At 60.7% G+C, this 15,531-nt stretch carries 17 protein-coding genes; 6 read left to right on the top strand and 11 right to left on the bottom strand.

Features of this window, described 5'->3' with window-relative positions:
• Positions 1-203: 203 nt before the first annotated feature.
• The 4 genes from hemE to AC4HNJ_RS03390 all read right to left on the bottom strand — a co-directional run bounded on the left by hemE (position 204) and on the right by AC4HNJ_RS03390 (position 3,265).
• Entirely contained in the window at positions 204-1,265 is a 1,062-nt protein-coding gene (gene hemE, locus AC4HNJ_RS03405) for a uroporphyrinogen decarboxylase (protein WP_490478124.1), read from the bottom strand.
• Positions 1,265-1,528 carry a WGR domain-containing protein gene (locus AC4HNJ_RS03400; RefSeq protein WP_490478123.1) on the bottom strand — a complete coding sequence of 88 codons (264 nt, stop codon included), beginning with the start codon at positions 1,526-1,528 and terminating at the stop codon, positions 1,265-1,267. The genes hemE and AC4HNJ_RS03400 overlap by 1 nt, the downstream gene beginning before the upstream one ends.
• A gap of 91 nt (positions 1,529-1,619) precedes the next feature.
• A complete protein-coding gene (aroB, locus tag AC4HNJ_RS03395; protein WP_490478560.1) occupies positions 1,620-2,723 on the bottom strand; it encodes a 3-dehydroquinate synthase in 1,104 nt (367 codons plus the stop codon).
• The gene (locus tag AC4HNJ_RS03390; RefSeq protein ID WP_490478122.1) at positions 2,723-3,265 is read right to left on the bottom strand and encodes a shikimate kinase; all 543 of its coding nucleotides are present in this window, start codon (positions 3,263-3,265) and stop codon (positions 2,723-2,725) included. The genes aroB and AC4HNJ_RS03390 overlap by 1 nt, the downstream gene beginning before the upstream one ends.
• Positions 3,266-3,293: 28 nt before the next feature.
• Here AC4HNJ_RS03390 and AC4HNJ_RS03385 point away from each other — a divergent pair, with 28 nt between their 5' ends.
• Positions 3,294-4,148, top strand: a complete 855-nt coding sequence (locus AC4HNJ_RS03385; protein ID WP_490478121.1) for an NAD-dependent epimerase/dehydratase family protein — start codon at positions 3,294-3,296, stop codon at positions 4,146-4,148.
• 50 nt (positions 4,149-4,198) lie between these two features.
• Here the strand turns inward: AC4HNJ_RS03385 and AC4HNJ_RS03380 are convergent, their stop codons facing one another.
• Positions 4,199-5,029, bottom strand: a complete 831-nt coding sequence (locus tag AC4HNJ_RS03380) for a kinase (protein WP_490478120.1) — start codon at positions 5,027-5,029, stop codon at positions 4,199-4,201.
• A 40-nt stretch (positions 5,030-5,069) separates the two neighbouring features.
• Here AC4HNJ_RS03380 and pdxH point away from each other — a divergent pair, with 40 nt between their 5' ends.
• The 3 genes from pdxH (at position 5,070) to AC4HNJ_RS03365 (ending at position 7,111) form a co-directional block, all read left to right on the top strand.
• Entirely contained in the window at positions 5,070-5,657 is a 588-nt protein-coding gene (gene pdxH, locus AC4HNJ_RS03375) for a pyridoxamine 5'-phosphate oxidase (protein WP_490478119.1), read from the top strand.
• A gap of 23 nt (positions 5,658-5,680) precedes the next feature.
• Positions 5,681-6,121: a secondary thiamine-phosphate synthase enzyme YjbQ gene (locus tag AC4HNJ_RS03370; protein WP_490478118.1), complete on the top strand. Its 441-nt coding sequence runs from the start codon at positions 5,681-5,683 to the stop codon at positions 6,119-6,121.
• 186 nt (positions 6,122-6,307) lie between these two features.
• On the top strand, positions 6,308-7,111 hold the full coding sequence (locus AC4HNJ_RS03365; RefSeq protein ID WP_490478117.1) for a cobalamin-binding protein: 804 nt from the start codon (positions 6,308-6,310) through the stop codon (positions 7,109-7,111).
• Positions 7,112-7,145: 34 nt separating this feature from the next.
• Here the strand turns inward: AC4HNJ_RS03365 and AC4HNJ_RS03360 are convergent, their stop codons facing one another.
• A complete protein-coding gene (locus tag AC4HNJ_RS03360; RefSeq protein ID WP_490478116.1) occupies positions 7,146-7,712 on the bottom strand; it encodes a YggT family protein in 567 nt (188 codons plus the stop codon).
• A gap of 21 nt (positions 7,713-7,733) precedes the next feature.
• Complete coding sequence (gene proC / locus AC4HNJ_RS03355; RefSeq protein ID WP_490478115.1) at positions 7,734-8,555, bottom strand: pyrroline-5-carboxylate reductase; 822 nt, start codon at positions 8,553-8,555, stop codon at positions 7,734-7,736.
• Between the two features lie 404 nt (positions 8,556-8,959).
• On the opposite strand from proC, the gene AC4HNJ_RS03350 reads away from it, so the two are divergent.
• Both AC4HNJ_RS03350 and AC4HNJ_RS03345 read left to right on the top strand, forming a co-directional pair.
• Positions 8,960-9,997 carry a type IV pilus twitching motility protein PilT gene (locus tag AC4HNJ_RS03350; RefSeq protein ID WP_490478114.1) on the top strand — a complete coding sequence of 346 codons (1,038 nt, stop codon included), beginning with the start codon at positions 8,960-8,962 and terminating at the stop codon, positions 9,995-9,997.
• A gap of 172 nt (positions 9,998-10,169) precedes the next feature.
• Positions 10,170-11,339 carry a PilT/PilU family type 4a pilus ATPase gene (locus AC4HNJ_RS03345; RefSeq protein ID WP_490478113.1) on the top strand — a complete coding sequence of 390 codons (1,170 nt, stop codon included), beginning with the start codon at positions 10,170-10,172 and terminating at the stop codon, positions 11,337-11,339.
• 106 nt (positions 11,340-11,445) lie between these two features.
• Here AC4HNJ_RS03345 and AC4HNJ_RS03340 read toward each other — a convergent pair whose 3' ends face one another.
• The 4 genes from AC4HNJ_RS03340 to AC4HNJ_RS03325 all read right to left on the bottom strand — a co-directional run bounded on the left by AC4HNJ_RS03340 (position 11,446) and on the right by AC4HNJ_RS03325 (position 15,492).
• Entirely contained in the window at positions 11,446-13,215 is a 1,770-nt protein-coding gene (locus AC4HNJ_RS03340) for a hypothetical protein (RefSeq protein ID WP_490478112.1), read from the bottom strand.
• Positions 13,216-13,390: 175 nt separating this feature from the next.
• A complete protein-coding gene (locus tag AC4HNJ_RS03335; RefSeq protein ID WP_490478111.1) occupies positions 13,391-14,317 on the bottom strand; it encodes an aspartate carbamoyltransferase catalytic subunit in 927 nt (308 codons plus the stop codon).
• Positions 14,318-14,494: 177 nt separating this feature from the next.
• A complete protein-coding gene (ruvX, locus tag AC4HNJ_RS03330) occupies positions 14,495-14,926 on the bottom strand; it encodes a Holliday junction resolvase RuvX (RefSeq protein ID WP_490478110.1) in 432 nt (143 codons plus the stop codon).
• Positions 14,923-15,492 carry a YqgE/AlgH family protein gene (locus AC4HNJ_RS03325; protein WP_490478109.1) on the bottom strand — a complete coding sequence of 190 codons (570 nt, stop codon included), beginning with the start codon at positions 15,490-15,492 and terminating at the stop codon, positions 14,923-14,925. The genes ruvX and AC4HNJ_RS03325 overlap by 4 nt, the downstream gene beginning before the upstream one ends.
• Positions 15,493-15,531: the final 39 nt, after the last annotated feature.

Genomic DNA, 15,531 nt, shown 5'->3' with positions numbered 1-15,531 from the left:
CAGAAACCGGAAATGTGCGGCAAGTCTACCGACATGCATAACTTGCCCCTTCTCTGGCAACGTGCAGGAAATCCCGGCTTTTCAGGTTGGGTGGACCATTGCATTTGTATGGGATCGGGTCTTCGGCAACATCTCGGCGTTACACTTGGTTGCTTTGGTAGTGGCGCGGACCGGAAGGGCGCGAGTGGTCCTTTTTGCTGGTTTCAGCGTATACGGCTATATGCATGCACTTCGTCCACCAATACTTTGACGTGCTCGGGATCGACGTCGGGCGTCACGCCGTGTCCGAGATTGAAGATGTGTCCAGGATGGTTGCCGTAGCTGTCGAGTACGCGGCGTACTTCGCGGCGGATCACCTCGGGGTTGGCGCGTAGCACAGCCGGGTCGAGATTGCCTTGCAATGCCACCTTATCTTTGACTGCCTCACGCGCATCGGCCAGATCGATCGTCCAGTCGATACCCAGTGCAGCGCAGCCGGTTTCAGCCATATGGGCTAGATGAAGGTGGGCGCCTTTCGAGAACAAGATCACCGGTACGCCGTGTGTTTGGGTTTCGGCCTTGAGCGCATCGACCACCTGCGTGAGGTAACGCAAGGAGAATTCGCGGAAGGCGGCTGGACCGAGCATGCCACCCCAGGTATCGAAGATCATCAGTGCCTGCGCACCTGCCGCGACTTGTGCCTTGAGATAAGCGGTGACGGAGCGTGCCAGCGTATCGAGCAGCTTGTGCGCAAGCGCAGGATCGTTCCAGCACATGGCTTTGGCAGTGGCGAAATCGCGTGAACCTTCACCTTCCACCATGTAGCAGGCCAGCGTCCACGGGCTGCCGGAAAAGCCGATCAACGGCACGCGGCCCTGAAGTTCGTGACGGATCAGCCGCACGGCATCCATCACGTAGCGCAGCTCGCTGTCCATGTCCGGTACCCCAAGCCTTTCCACATCGGCACGGCTGCGTACTGGCCGGGCGAATTGAGGCCCTTCACCTTGCGCGAATGAGAGGCCCAGCCCCATCGCATCGGGAATGGTGAGGATGTCCGAGAACAGGATCGCCGCGTCCAGCTCGAAGCGTTCCAGCGGCTGCAGCGTGACTTCGCACGCCAGCTCCGGATGTTGCGCAAGCGCCATGAAGCTGCCGGCTTTGGCGCGCACGGCACGATACTCGGGCAAATAACGGCCCGCTTGCCGCATGACCCAAACCGGCGTGACATCCACGGCCTCGCGGCGCAAGGCTCGCAACAAACGATCATTCATCAGGGGAGCATGCATTATCGGCGTCCATAAGGGCCGTCCAGCCCTTGCGCAAACATCACCCGGTAGCCGCGCTTGAGTTGCGCGTCGCGGACTTTTTCGAAAGCAGCGATGGCTTCATCGCGTTCCAGGTATTGATCGCGCTTCAGCGTCGCGCGGCCGCCTTGGGTGCCGGACTCGCGATAGAGCGTCCAGCCCCCGAGCAAATCCTGCTCAAGCACGATCTGAACGTAGCGTGGGGCGTCGGCCCCGGCCGGCATGGTTTGCAGATAGAGGCGCATGGCGTCCCAAAGTGGCACAGCTAACTGAGGACGCCATTCTAGAGGGCAGGGAAGTAAGGGGCGAGCATCGTTTTGCGCCAGCCGTTCTTGTTCATGTTCCGTAGCAGGCTTCGCGCAACACGGCTAGCACATCGGTATCGCTGACGCCGGATACGATTTCCGCACGTCCGATGCCACGCCAAAGGATCAGCCGGAGCGTGCCGGCGATGTTCTTTTTATCCAGGCGCATGAGTGCCAGCAATGGCGCTGGCTCGAAACCGGATGGAATGGCGGTTGGCAGACCTATGGCATGCAACAGCCGCTGCAGGCGCTCAGTGTCGGCTGAAGCGCTCATGCCCAATCGCTCGGACAACTTCGCGGCCAATAGCATGCCAACGGCGACACCTTCGCCGTGCAGCAAGGTGGTGTAGTGGCCGGCGGTTTCCAGTGCGTGGCCGAAGGTATGGCCGAGGTTGAGCAGGGCGCGTTCGCCTTGCTCGGTTTCATCGCGTGCTACGACGCCGGCTTTGTAACGCACCTTGGTGGCGATCGCTTGCACCAGTGCTTTTTCATCGCGCATGGCGAGTGCAGGGGCATGCTGTTCCAGCCACTCGAAAAAGGCGGCGTCACCAATGGCTGCTCCTTTGATGATCTCGGCCATGCCGGCACGGTATTCACGGTCGGGCAGGCTATCCAGCGTGCCGATATCGGCGATGACTGCACGCGGCTGATGAAAGGCACCCACCAGGTTCTTGCCGGCGGGCAGATTTACGCCAGTCTTGCCACCGACCGAGGAGTCGACCATGGCCAGCAAGGTGGTCGGCATTTGGATGAAGTCAATGCCGCGCATCCAGCAGGCGGCGGTGAAGCCGGCAAGATCGCCGACCACGCCACCGCCCAGCGCAATGATGCAGGCGTCGCGGGTGGCGCCCAGGGACGCTAGCGTTTCCAGCGCCTGTCCAACATTCGCAAAGCTCTTGTGTGTCTCACCGTCCTCCAAGAGAAAGGACGACCATTGCAGACCGTCCAGCCCGCGTGTCAGCCGCTCCAGATAAAGCGGCGCGACGGTGCGATTGCTGATTACCAGCACATGACGGCCACGCAGCATCGAACGCCACCGCGCATCATCCTCAAGCAGTCCGCGTCCAATCCAGACGGGGTAGCTGCGTTCTCCTAGTGCGACATGGATTGTTTCGTGCGCGGTGGTCGGGTTCATCATGCGAATTGTCGGGTCCAATGCTGTTCGATCAAGTTGAAGCATCGCTCACTGGCAGTGGCGACCCCTTCATTGGCGTCGCCGTGAGGAATGACCAGGTCGGCGATCTCTTCATAAAGCGACGTGCGGGCCATCGCCATCGCTTCCAGCTTGCGATGCCGATCTGCATCGGCCAGCAAGGGGCGCGACGTATCGAGCGCAAGCCGGTGCAGCTGCACCGGCACGGAAGCCTGCAGCCATGCGACATAGCCACGCTCTGCCAGATGCCGGCGGTTGGCGGGATCCAGGATCGCGCCCGCGCCGCTGGCAAGCAGCACGCCGCGGCGGCGACTACACTCGTCCAGCATGGCGCGCTCACGTCGACGAAACCCATCCTCGCCCTCGATATCGAAAATCGTGCTGATCGATACGCCTGTCGTGCGCTCGATTTCCTGATCGAGATCGAGAAAAGGCAGGTTGTAGCGCGCAGCGAGCTGTCGGCCGATCGACGTCTTGCCGGCACCGGTCGGGCCGACCAGGAACAGGTTGCACGAAGGATTCATAGGTGAATAGTAGCAAGCAGGTACGTGGATGTCTGAGACGATACTGATAGCTGGTTGTGGCGATCTGGGTGAGCGTGTGGCTAGACGGTTGCTGGCTCGTGGCGATGAGGTTTATGCGTTGCGGCGTCATCCGCCCGGTGCGAACGCCGACGGTATACGCTGGTTGAGTGCCGACCTCACCCAGCCGGAAAGCATGCATACGCTTCCGGCACGGATGACTCAGCTTATTTTTGCGCCAGCGCCGGATGTGCGTGAGCCGGCGGTCTACCAGGCCGTGTTTCTTGACGGCTTGCGCCACGTGCTCGATGCGCTGAATCCCTTGGCCTTGCAACGCGTGCTGTTCGTGTCATCCACGGCCGTCTACGGTGAACACGACGGAGAATGGGTCGACGAAACCACACCGCCGGCGCCAATCGGTTTCAACGGCAAAGTGTTGTGGCAGGCTGAGCAGTGGCTGTCACGGCAGTCCGTTCGTTCGACGGTGGTACGGCTTGCTGGCTTGTATGGCCCAGGGCGCACGCAGCTGTTTGATCGCTTGCGTGCCGGACAAGCGTTCGCGCCTCGTCAACGTCCGCATTGGGCCAATCGTCTGCATGTGGATGATGCCGCGGCGGCCATAGCCCATCTGCTTGCGTTACCGGAGCCGCAAGCCTTGTACGTGGGAACCGATGACACCCCGTTGCCGTTGGATGTTCTCTACGATCATCTGGCCGCGTTGATCGGCGCGCCGCCTCCGATGGATGGCGCTGCACCGGCTGCCATCGGCAGCAAGCGGCTTAGCAACGCGCGGCTTCGCGCTTCCGGTTATGACTTGCAATGGCCTGACGCGCGCGAGGGATATGCCGCGCTTCTGTCTGCTGATGAAGCATTCCGCGCCGGCTGATGCAAACGTTCGCGTACGGCGGCGAGAGCGGTGCTTGAGCCCAGGACTTTTCAGCTATGACTGAGGCCCATCACATGATGATGGGTGTCGTATTCGACACAGGTGTCGGCCAGTACCGGCAGGGTGGCCAAGGCGTGGCGGCTCAATCGCTCGAAATGAGCGATAAAGCGCTTCATCGCCTCTGCATCCATGGCCAGTGGTGCGCCACGCGCCAGCAGTTCCCTTTCGGTTTCGCTGCGCCATTCGCGCACGACTTCCCAGTTTGGCGCTTGCAGCGCAATCAGGGCATCGAGTTTGCGCCATAGCGGCTGGTAGGCGCGTAGCTGCTTGTTGACCCAGTGGCGCCAGCGGCCATCGGGATCCTCGGTGCGCTCCAGCTCGTTGATCGGCTCTTTCAGGGCGCTTTCCAGCTGTGGCCGCAAACCCAGCGCCCAACCCTCCACGATCACCAGGCGGGGTGGCCGGGTGACGCGCGGCCAGCGCGATGGGGGCATCCGGGTATCGCGCCCTTTGTCGAAGCGCGGCCAAGTGACCGGAAACTTTTCCGAAGCGTTCGGCAGCGCTGCCAGTACCGACAGCAGCAGTTCGATTTCATGCGTGCCGGGAACCCCGCGCGTGCGCAGCAAAGGGTGTACCTGGTGTGCAAGTGCTTCGCGTTCGCTGCGCGAGTAATAGAAATCGTCGAGAGACAGAACGTCGGCGGGCCAGCCACGCTGTTCGGCCTGGCTCTTGAGTACCCGCGCCAGGGTGCTCTTGCCGCTCCCCTGCAGCCCGGACAAGCCAAGCACATACGGCCGGTGCGTCCGCGCGATGCGGCCGGCGTAATGATCCAGCAAGTGACCGGCGAGGGCCTGATTTTGCGTGCTAGCATCCTCCTTCATCGCCTAATGATGACCTGCAACGGCCACGATTCAAAATCCCATGCTAAAACCCGAGCTTCTTGACACTTTCAACACCTTGTTGGACCAGGCAGTCGCCAGTGGGGATCCCGAACCCATGGCCATGTGCCTGTCCAGCGTCGATGCTGCGGGTCGCGTCAGTTCGCGCATCGTGTTGCTGAAAGGCGCCGATCAGCGCGGGTTTCGTTTCTTCACCAATTACGAGAGTGACAAAGGCGTGCAGTTGGACGCCCACGCGCAGGTTGCGCTTTGCTTCCACTGGAAGCGTCTGCGCGAAGGTGTGCAGGTGCGTGTGGAAGGGATGGCGCGCAAAGTGACAACCGAGGAATCGGATGCCTACTTCGCGAGCCGGCCGCGCGGCAGCCAGATTGGCGCGTGGGCATCGTTGCAGTCGCAAACATTGCCGGCACGCGAACTCTTCGAGCAGCGTGTGGCGCACTACGAGCAGCAGTTCGCCGGTGGCGACGTGCCGCGTCCTCCGCATTGGGGCGGTTATGTGGTGGAACCGGACATGGTCGAATTCTGGTACGGCGCCAATTTCCGCTGGCATGAGCGCGTGCGCTGGGATCGCCATGGCCAGACCTGGACCAGCAGGTTGCTCTACCCGTAGAGAGATTCTGAGGCGACGCTCACATGACGCGATCATCACCCGCCGACCACGTTGCGCAGCATGTTTTCACGGTGCATACCCGCGGTCGTGGTTTCAGTGAGATCACTGACAAGGTGGCTGAGCGCGTTGCAGCGAGCGGAGTGCAGGTCGGGATCGTGAATATCTTTACCACGCACACCAGCTGTTCGCTGCTGATCAGCGAGAACGCCGACCCAACGGTGCGTGCAGATCTGGAGCGCTGGTTCGTGCGTGCCGTGCCTGATGGCGATCCACTGTTTCAGCACGATGCCGAAGGCCCCGACGACATGCCCTCGCATGTCCGCGCCATTCTCACTGGCGTAAGCCTGACGGTCCCCGTGCATGGCGGCAAACCGCAGCTGGGCACATGGCAGGGGATTTATCTGTGGGAACATCGCCTCGATCCGCATCAGCGAAAGGTGATGGTGACGGTGCTCGGACATTGAGCATACAAAGCGAGCCGGGCGCCGCGTGTATGAGAACGGACGATGGCGCTGCTCGCTGCTTGATGCGTTTGCATCGTTATGGATCGGGGGCAGGCGCTCTTTCCTGGCAACCCTTTGGCTGATGCGGGCACTTACCTTTCATCCCCGTGTGATCTCGGGGCACATTTCGTTCGCAAATTTTTCAATATGTCCGATACGTTCCCTCATCGCATCGTTTGCCTGACCGAAGAGCCGACGGAAGTGCTTTACGCGCTCGGCGAAGAGCACCGCATTGTCGGTATTTCAGGATTTACCGTTCGACCACCGCGGGCGCGCAAGGAAAAGCCGAAAGTATCGGCCTTCACCAGCGCCAAGCTGGGTGAAATCCTGGCGCTTCAACCCGACCTGGTTATCGGCTTTTCCGATATACAGGCCGACATTGCGCGCGACCTGATTCGTGCGGGCATCGAAGTCTGGATCAGCAATCATCGCAGCGTAGAAGGCATTCTGGCCTACATCCGGCGCCTTGGCGCGATGGTGGGGGCACACGAGAAAGCCGAGCGCTATGCGCAGCGCGCCCAGGCCCATCTGGATGAAGTGCGTTCGGCCGCGGCCGTATGGCCAATCCGGCCCAAGGTGTATTTCGAAGAGTGGGACGAACCGATCATCACCGGCATTCGCTGGGTGGCTGAATTGATCGGTATTGCGGGCGGCGAGGATCTGTTTCCCGAGCTGGCGCGCGAACCGCTGGCCAAGCAGCGGATTCTGGCCGATGGTTCGGAAGTAATAAGGCGCGCGCCGGACATTATTCTTGGCTCATGGTGCGGCAAGCGGTTCCGACCTGAACGCGTCGCTCAGCGTCCGGGCTGGGAGGCGATTCCCGCCGTGCGCAAGGGCGATCTGTTCGAAATCAAATCGCCGCTCATCCTTCAACCCGGACCGGCAGCGTTGTTTGACGGCCTCGACGCCATCCATGCGGTGATAGCGCAGTGGGTGGCGAAGCAGGCGTGAAACTCACGCATGGATTCGGGGTTTTTCGTTTTGCCTAGGTGAGATGCGCCCCGAAGTCGAACAGGGGCGCCGCAATAAGCATCCGCGCTAGCAGCAGCACGATCACTACTACGGTAGGAGAAAAATCGATGTTTGCGACCACCAGCCGTCCACGCAGCGGTCGCAACAGCGGCTGCACGATGGCGCCGGCGAGGCGGATCAACGGATGATGCGGGTCGGCGGAAAACATGCTGAGCAACGACCAGCCGAAGATCACCACGATATAGAACAGCAGGACGAAATCGAGCAGATCCGCCAGCGACAGGATGAGGAGTCCCGGCCATGACGGAATAAAGCCCACCAAGGTAAAGACCAGCGTCCGCTCTATCAGCAAGGCCAGCCAGACGATCAGCAAGGCCGCGAGATTGATGCGCCGCCAATTCGGCAGTACGCGGCGAATCGGCGCGACCACCGGATTGGTGTAGCGGTAGATGAATTGACTCAGTGGATTATGGAAATCCGCGCGGTTGGCTTCGGCCAGCAGCCGGAACATAAACAGCGTGGCGATAGCGCCGAACGCCACCTGGATCAGCATCGAAAAGGCGTTGAGTAAGTAAGACATGCTTGGAGCCTGTTGAGGGTCTTAATCTTTGTCCAGCGCCGCGGCGAGTTCTGCGCCGCGACGGGTGGCGGCGGCTACGGCGCGGGCCACGATGCGCGGCAGTTGATCGGCGCTGAAGCTTTCCAGCGCGGCTTGCGTGGTGCCATTCGGGGAGGTGACGCGCTGGCGCAGTACCGAAGGTGCTTCATTGCTTTCCACCAGCATGCGCCCGGCACCCAGGCAGGTTTGGGTCGCCAGGATGCGGGCCGTCTCGCGCGGCATGCCCTGTGCGACAGCGGTGTCTTCCAGGGCTTCCACCAGGGCGAAGAAATAGGCCGGCCCGGATCCGGACAGCGCGGTGACGGTATCCATCAACGCTTCGTCGTCGATCCAGCGTGTGACGCCGACGGCGTCGAGGATGTGCTGGGCTTGCTCCCGTTGTTGCGGCGTCACCTTCGTGTTGGCGCATAAACCGGTGGCGCCGGCCCCAATCAGGGCAGGTGTATTGGGCATGCAGCGCACGATCGGCAGAAGATTGCCGAACCAGCGCTCCAGTTGGTCGATGCGTACACCGGCCGCAATGGAAATCAGCAAGGGACGGTTGCGTGAGAGGATATCCCGCAGCTCGGCATGAATAGCAGGCATCACCTGGGGCTTGACCGCGAGTACCAGTACATCGGCATCCGTTGTCGCGACCCGGTTGTCGGCAAATGTCACTACGCCAAAATCGCGCCCCAGACTTTCGCGCGCCTGGGCCTGAGGCTCGGCGACACGAAGGTTGGCAGCGGCCACGCCAGTCTTGATCAGGCCGCCGATCAGGCTGCGTGCCATGTTGCCGCCGCCGATGAATGCGATACGTGTCATTGCGTCCAGTCCAAAAGCTTCGGTGGCATACCTTACCGGAGGCGAGCGCGTAATGCCTCTCAGGTGGAGGGAGGGGCGTGGAACCGGGTGAGGCGATGGGACGGCCCCAGCAGCCTGGATCATCGGTTTTTCACGCGCGGTCCCAAAGGGGAAAAATACGTGATGGCGAAGGCACCCTTGCTGTTTTGCCTACCGGCTCGCATTTGATGATGCATGCGCCAGCTTCCTACCGGGAAAGGCTGGCTGCCCACCCAGGGTCGCGAGTAGTATCGTCGAGGCTGCAAAGGATCGGGGGAACGGCGGGGCAGGCAAGCCTCTAGCCGATACATCATCCAGGTGACCTGCCGTCGTCCTGCTTGTGGCGCGCGTTTTCTTATAGACGATGGTTTGAGGGGATAGATCCAATGGACATCGCCGAACTGCTTGCCTTCTCGGTGAAGAACAAGGCATCCGACCTGCATCTGTCGGCGGGCCTTCCGCCGATGATCCGCGTGGATGGCGACGTACGCCGCATCAACATTCCGGCGCTAGAGCATAAGCAAGTGCACGCGTTGATCTACGACATCATGTCGGACAAGCAGCGCCGCGATTACGAAGAGTTCTTCGAAGTCGACTTTTCATTTGAAATCCCTGGCCTCGCACGTTTCCGTGTCAATGCCTTCAATCAAAACCGCGGCGCCGGTGCAGTGTTCCGTACCATTCCTTCGGAAGTGCTGACCATGGATGACCTGGGCTGTCCGAAGGTATTCCGTGAATTGATCGAGCAGCCGCAGGGCCTGATCCTGGTGACCGGTCCGACCGGTTCGGGCAAATCGACCACGCTGGCGGCGATGGTCGATCACATCAACAAGAACGAATACGGCCATATCCTGACGGTCGAGGACCCGATTGAATTCGTGCATACCTCGCAGAAGTGCCTGGTGAACCAGCGCGAGGTACATCGCGATACGCACGGCTTCAACGAAGCGCTGCGCTCGGCCTTGCGTGAAGACCCGGACTACATCCTGGTCGGTGAGTTGCGCGACCTGGAGACGATCCGCCTGGCGCTGACCGCGGCCGAAACCGGCCACTTAGTCTTCGGCACCTTGCACACCAGCTCGGCCGCCAAGACCATCGACCGCATCATCGACGTGTTTCCCGCCGGCGAAAAGCCAATGGTGCGATCCATGCTCTCCGAGTCCTTGCGCGCGGTGATTTCACAGACCCTGCTGAAGAAAGTAGGCGGCGGCCGTATTGCAGCCCACGAGATCATGGTCGGCATTCCCGCCATCCGCAACCTGATCCGCGAGGACAAGGTGGCGCAGATGTACTCCTCGATCCAGACCGGCCAGCAATACGGCATGCAGACGTTGGACCAGAACCTGCTCGATCTGGTGAAGCGTGGTTTGATCGCACGACAGCAGGCGGTCGGCTATGCAAAGAACAAGGAAGTGTTCAAATGAATGGGGTGCAGGACGCAGGCGGTAGGCAGGCGACGGTCGCGCACGGCCGCATGGTCTTCCAGGTCGCCCGGAGGTCTCCCTTGCACTCAGGCATGCTCCAGGCGGATGGCGATGCGCAGTTATCGCATCGTCGTCGTCGATTCCTTACTCCCGTCTCCCAAGGAGACACGCCATGAGCGAATTCGATTTCACCTCGTTCCTCAAGCTGATGGTCCACAAGAAAGCCTCGGACCTGTTTATCACGGCGGGTGTGGCACCTTCGATGAAAGTGCAGGGACGCATTGTGCCGATCACGCAGAGCCCGCTGTCGCCGCAGCAATCGCGCGACATGGTGATCAACATCATGACGCCTGCGCAGCGCGAGGAGTTCGAAAAGACGCACGAATGCCAGTTTGCAATTTCCGCGCAAGGAGTCGGGCGGTTCCGCGTCTCGTGCTTCTATCAGCGCAATTGCGTAGGCATGGTGCTGCGCCGTATTGAATCGAAGATTCCCACCATTGAAGAGCTGAGTCTGCCGCCGGTCATCAAGCAATTGGCGATGACCAAGCGCGGCATCATCATTTTCGTGGGCGCGACCGGTACCGGTAAGTCTACGTCGCTGGCGGCCATGATCGGCTACCGCAATCAGAATTCGACCGGACACATCATCACCATCGAGGACCCGATCGAGTACGTGCACAAGCACGAAGCTTGCATCGTCACCCAGCGCGAGATCGGTATCGATACTGACAATTGGGAAAATGCGCTGAAGAACACGCTGCGCCAGGCGCCGGACGTCATCATGATCGGCGAGGTGCGTACGCGCGAGACCATGGAGTATGCGATCAATTTCGCGGAAACCGGTCACTTGTGCCTTTGCACCTTGCACGCCAATAACGCCAACCAGGCGATCGATCGCATCCTTCATTTCTTTGCAGAGGATCGACGCCAGCAGCTGTTCATGGATCTTTCCTTGAATCTCAGGGGCATCGTGGCGCAGCAACTGATTCCCACGCCCGACGGCAAAGCGCGCCGGGTGGCAATGGAAGTGATGCTCGGAACGCCGCTGGTGCAGGATTACATCCGTCAGGGGGAAATCCACAAGCTGAAGGAAGTGATGAAGGAATCCACCAATCTGGGCATGATGACGTTCGATCAGAGCCTGGTGCAGCTCTATCAGGCGGGTGAGATCAGTTATGAGGACGCACTACGGCATGCCGATAGTGCGAACGAAGTGCGCCTGCGCATCAAGCTGTCGCAGGGCGGTGATGCACATACCTTGTCGCAGGGGTTGGAGGGGGTCGAGCTGGAGGAGGATCGCTCCAACCAGAATGGCGCGGGCGGCGGATTCCTGCGGCGTTGAGCGATGACTTTGTAACGCAGTGCACCGTGCGGCGTGTTTTTGCGGGATGCAGCCCAACAAAAAAGGAGCCACCGGCTCCTTTTTTGTCACTGGCATAGCGACGATGTCACTTTAGTTCGGTATGCGTCGTAATCACCAGCCCTTGGTCTTCCATTCGTACGCGCGCACTGATGGCCTTGATATGCGCCGCTTCCGATTCCATGGCGGCGAATTGCGCCTTGGTACTGGCGATGGCGGTGGCAGCGCTTTTCTGATCATCCTGCGGGTTGGTATCGTCTGGATTCATCGTGGCGGCCATGGTGGCCGCGGTTTCGGCGCGCTGCTCCAGCAAATGGATCCAGTTGCTGTACATGTCGCCGTCCAGGTGGAGCCGCATCAGTTCGCCGGCGTCACCGCCGGGTTGCTTGATCAGATCGGCCAGCTTGCTTTGCTCGTCGGCGCCGCCGAGTGCAATGCCGAGAGACTTGCTTCCCATGGCGGCCCAGCCTGATTCACCCAGGGCGTTGGTGAGTGGGGCGGGAAGCGCCACGGGCTTGCCGTCGCTGGTGAGTTTGAGGCCGGCCATCAGCGGGCTGGTCACCTGTGCCATGGCGAGCAGTCCGGCAGGATTACTGGTGCCGATCACCAGTCGTCCCGAGAATTTCGGCATGCCACCGTTGGGGTTGGCGGCGTAGCTATCGACGGCGACGTGCAGTCCGAGCAGATCCCCGATGGGTGGCACAGCAGCTTTTTGCATGCTGTCACCGAGGCTGCTGAACGTCTCATTGAGGTTGTCCAGCATGGGGCAGGTAAACGGCTTGGCTGCTACGGCGTCGGCTTGCACGCCCCAGAAAGCACGCAGCTGAGAGATCGGCAGTGCGAGGCTCAGGTCGAAGGGTGCGGTGGAATCGGAGCCTAGACCCGGCAGATCAACCTTTAGGCCGCTGAACGCACTGGCAATGTCGCTGGCAAGCGATATGTCGAAACGCATGTCACGGTGTTTGTCGTCGAGGGTGGTGTAACCCATGCTCAACTGCGGGATACGAGCGGCAATACGTGTGGCTTCGCTCTCGCAGGCTGGCGACACCTTCACCAGGTTTGCCACCGGCTCGCCGGTCTTGGCCGACTCGGTTTCCGCGCGTGCCCTGAGCAAGGTTAGTGACAACGGATCCTGGCCGCCGAGCGCCAGCGGCAGCAAGCGCGTCATGTCGACCATGCCGACTGCCCATTTCGCGTATCCCTTGGACTTGGCCAGGTCGTCCAGCCGATCACTGTCCTGCAAACTCTTGGCAGGACGATCCAGACCCAGAGCCTGGCGAAGCAGGGACTGCGAAGCATGGTCGGGCAATAGAGCCAAAACGGCCTGCTTGCCGACCACTGCGACAATGAACTGGATATGCGAGGCCGGGGCGACATAACGCTCATAACTCTGGGTGCCCAGCGTCGCGGTATCGAACTTTTTACCGTAATCGGTCTGGAGTTTGGCAACGAAGCCCTGGAATGCTTTGGCATCGGCCAGTTCCAGGCGCAGTACCGGCGACAGTCCGAGGCCATAGAGCGCCATGTATCCCTTGGGATCGATGCCGGCTTCCTGGATGACTTGTTCGGACGTCTTTCCGTCAAATTCGCCGGCTACGGTCCGCAGGTATTTCGCCATGTCCGGATCAGTGGCGGTCAGTTGATCGGCCTGCGCTTTCATCTCTGCGACCTGGGCGGGCAATTCCGCATCGATCTGGGAGAGGATGGCCTGGCGCGTATCGTTGTCCAGTACATCAAGATTGGCTAACACATAAGGGGTATCCGCCGGCACGAAGGCCAGAGGGGCATCCTTGTCTTTGTGCGAGCAGGCAGCCAGCATCAAGCTGGAAAAAGCCAGCGCCAGCACGCGCTTAGTCATACGCATATTCGTCCCCGGGGTGTTTTTTACAACGACATTATGCCCGCTTTGGTGTGTTGCCGGTGTCCATGCTATAGGCGGACACGGTTTGTGCTAAACCGATGGCGTGCAAGGAGCCGATACGGCTCGCCTTCCACCCGCATCGTCGCTCTTGCAGTTTTCTTGTATCAAGCGGTCAGCGTGCCAGCATTTCGCCGAGTATGGCCATGCGCACGAATACGCCATTGGCCACTTGTTCCAGAATGCGTGATTGCGGGCCATCCGCCACCTCGGATGCGATTTCGATGCCGCGATTGATCGGACCGGGATGCATCACCAGGCAGCCACGCGCCGCGTGGCTCAGGCGGCGTGTATCCAATCCATACTCCCTGAAGTAGGCCGCTTCGTCGGGCAGGTCGATGCTTGCCATACGTTCCTTCTGCAGGCGGAGCATGATGGCGACATCGGCGCCTTCGATGGCCTGATCGAAGTTGTCGTAAAACTTACATCCAGGAAATTCGTCATGCTCCGGCATCAATGCAGCCGGACCGCAAAGACGTATTTCTTTGGCACCGAGCGCCGCAAAAGCATGGACGTCAGAGCGCGCAACGCGTGAATGTTTGACGTCGCCGCAGATCACCACGGTGAGCTGGCTGAAATCCGGCCGGTGCTCGCGGATGGTCAGCGCATCGAGCAGACCTTGCGTAGGGTGGGCGCGATTGCCATCGCCGGCGTTGATTACCGAAACGCCGCTCATGGCGTGACGCACGAGTTCATCCGGCGTGCCGGACACCTTATGGCGCACCACGATGGCATCCAGATGCATGGCTTCCAGTGTATGCAGCGTGTCGAACAACTCTTCGCCCTTGGCGGTGGAGGAAAACCCGATGTCGAAATTAATCACGTCTGCGCCCAGGCGCCGGGCCGCCAGTTCGAACGAGGTACGTGTGCGCGTCGACGGCTCGAAGAACAGGTTCAAGATGGTTCGTCCGTACAAAAGATCCAGCTTGCGTGTGCCATGGGCGCAGGCGTCACGCATGGTGATGGCACGATCCAGCAATCGTTCGATGCAATCGCGAGACAGGTTTTCCAGCGAGGTGAGGTGACGCAGGCGAGGAATCATGATGGCCGTCGAAGAGTTGTTGTTTTTAGAAGTGTCGTTGGAGAGGTGCTGGGACGAACACGGGCGGAGGGTGAGCGGCAAGGACATACGTCTGAACACACGTGCATGCATTGCGCTTGTCCGCTTTCCACACCTGAGTTGCGGGCTGCGTGCGATGTATGGGGGCACGAGGGAACGTCATGCTGCAATCCCTCCTTCGTGCAACCATCGTTCAAGAATCACGGCAGCGGCTTCGGCATCGAGTTGCGCTGCATCTTTGCGTCGCTTCAAGCCGCCTGCGCGCGCTGCGGCAAAACGCTGTGCGGCTTCGAGCGAGCTGTGTCGTTCATCGATCAATGAAACCGGTACGCGGTAGCGCTCGCGCAGTCGATCGGCAAAACGGCGCGCACGTGCACTCGACGACTGTTCATTGCCGTCAAGCGTCAGCGGCAAACCTACCACGAGTGTTTCCGGTAGCCATTCGTTGCGCAGGGCGTCGAGTACGGCCCAGTCCGGCATGTCATCACGCATGGCCACGGTGGCGATGGCGCGGGCGCTGGCAGTGATGCGATTGCCGACTGCGACACCGATTAGCTTGCTGCCGACGTCGAAGCCGAGCACACAGCTCATGCGTGGCCCGCATAGCCAGGCAGTTGCAAGGGATCGATACCGACCAAGCCGGCTGCCGCGCTCCAGCGTTCTTCCAGCGGGGTATGGAAAATCACCCGCTCGTTGGCCTCGGCGGTGAGCCAGGTGTTGTCTTTCAGTTCCTGCTCCAACTGGCCGGCGCTCCATCCGGAATAACCCAACGTCATGAGTGCCAGGCGCGGGCCTTCGCCGGCGGCCATGGCGACGAGAATGTCGCGCGAGGTGGTGACGGACCAGTCCGTATTGATGCGGTAACTCGATTCCCAATGACCCTGCTCACGGTGCAGGACGAAGCCACGTTCCTGTTGCACGGGACCACCAATGAGCACGGGTGCATCCGCCAGTTCCTGGTCGTTGCAGGCGAGTTTCATCTGGGCCAGCACGTCACCGAAGCGGTATTCGGAGAGCTGATTCACCAACAGGCCGACGGCGCCGTCTTCGTCATGCTGGCACACAAACGCGACGCCGCGGGAGAAAGGCGGTTCGGCCAGGCTGGGCATGGCGATCAGGAACTGGCCGGCGAGCGACTGGGAGGTCTTGGTGCGCATGGCGTCATTGTAAGCGCTGAGCTTGGTGCCGTCTGCCGC

The organism is Dyella sp. SYSU CM1112 (assembly GCF_058216415.1).
The sequence above is the reverse complement of the archived record's forward strand: the minus strand, read 5'-3'. Positions and strand labels throughout refer to the sequence as shown.

Coding starts and splice junctions, on each gene's coding strand:
- hemE (WP_490478124.1), bottom strand. CDS start 1,265: ATGCATGCTCCCCTGATGAATGATCGTTTGTTGCGAGCCTTGCGCCGC.
- AC4HNJ_RS03400 (WP_490478123.1), bottom strand. CDS start 1,528: ATGCGCCTCTATCTGCAAACCATGCCGGCCGGGGCCGACGCCCCACGC.
- aroB (WP_490478560.1), bottom strand. CDS start 2,723: ATGAACCCGACCACCGCGCACGAAACAATCCATGTCGCACTAGGAGAA.
- AC4HNJ_RS03390 (WP_490478122.1), bottom strand. CDS start 3,265: ATGAATCCTTCGTGCAACCTGTTCCTGGTCGGCCCGACCGGTGCCGGC.
- AC4HNJ_RS03385 (WP_490478121.1), top strand. CDS start 3,294: ATGTCTGAGACGATACTGATAGCTGGTTGTGGCGATCTGGGTGAGCGT.
- AC4HNJ_RS03380 (WP_490478120.1), bottom strand. CDS start 5,029: ATGAAGGAGGATGCTAGCACGCAAAATCAGGCCCTCGCCGGTCACTTG.
- pdxH (WP_490478119.1), top strand. CDS start 5,070: ATGCTAAAACCCGAGCTTCTTGACACTTTCAACACCTTGTTGGACCAG.
- AC4HNJ_RS03370 (WP_490478118.1), top strand. CDS start 5,681: ATGACGCGATCATCACCCGCCGACCACGTTGCGCAGCATGTTTTCACG.
- AC4HNJ_RS03365 (WP_490478117.1), top strand. CDS start 6,308: ATGTCCGATACGTTCCCTCATCGCATCGTTTGCCTGACCGAAGAGCCG.
- AC4HNJ_RS03360 (WP_490478116.1), bottom strand. CDS start 7,712: ATGTCTTACTTACTCAACGCCTTTTCGATGCTGATCCAGGTGGCGTTC.
- proC (WP_490478115.1), bottom strand. CDS start 8,555: ATGACACGTATCGCATTCATCGGCGGCGGCAACATGGCACGCAGCCTG.
- AC4HNJ_RS03350 (WP_490478114.1), top strand. CDS start 8,960: ATGGACATCGCCGAACTGCTTGCCTTCTCGGTGAAGAACAAGGCATCC.
- AC4HNJ_RS03345 (WP_490478113.1), top strand. CDS start 10,170: ATGAGCGAATTCGATTTCACCTCGTTCCTCAAGCTGATGGTCCACAAG.
- AC4HNJ_RS03340 (WP_490478112.1), bottom strand. CDS start 13,215: ATGACTAAGCGCGTGCTGGCGCTGGCTTTTTCCAGCTTGATGCTGGCT.
- AC4HNJ_RS03335 (WP_490478111.1), bottom strand. CDS start 14,317: ATGATTCCTCGCCTGCGTCACCTCACCTCGCTGGAAAACCTGTCTCGC.
- ruvX (WP_490478110.1), bottom strand. CDS start 14,926: ATGAGCTGTGTGCTCGGCTTCGACGTCGGCAGCAAGCTAATCGGTGTC.
- AC4HNJ_RS03325 (WP_490478109.1), bottom strand. CDS start 15,492: ATGCGCACCAAGACCTCCCAGTCGCTCGCCGGCCAGTTCCTGATCGCC.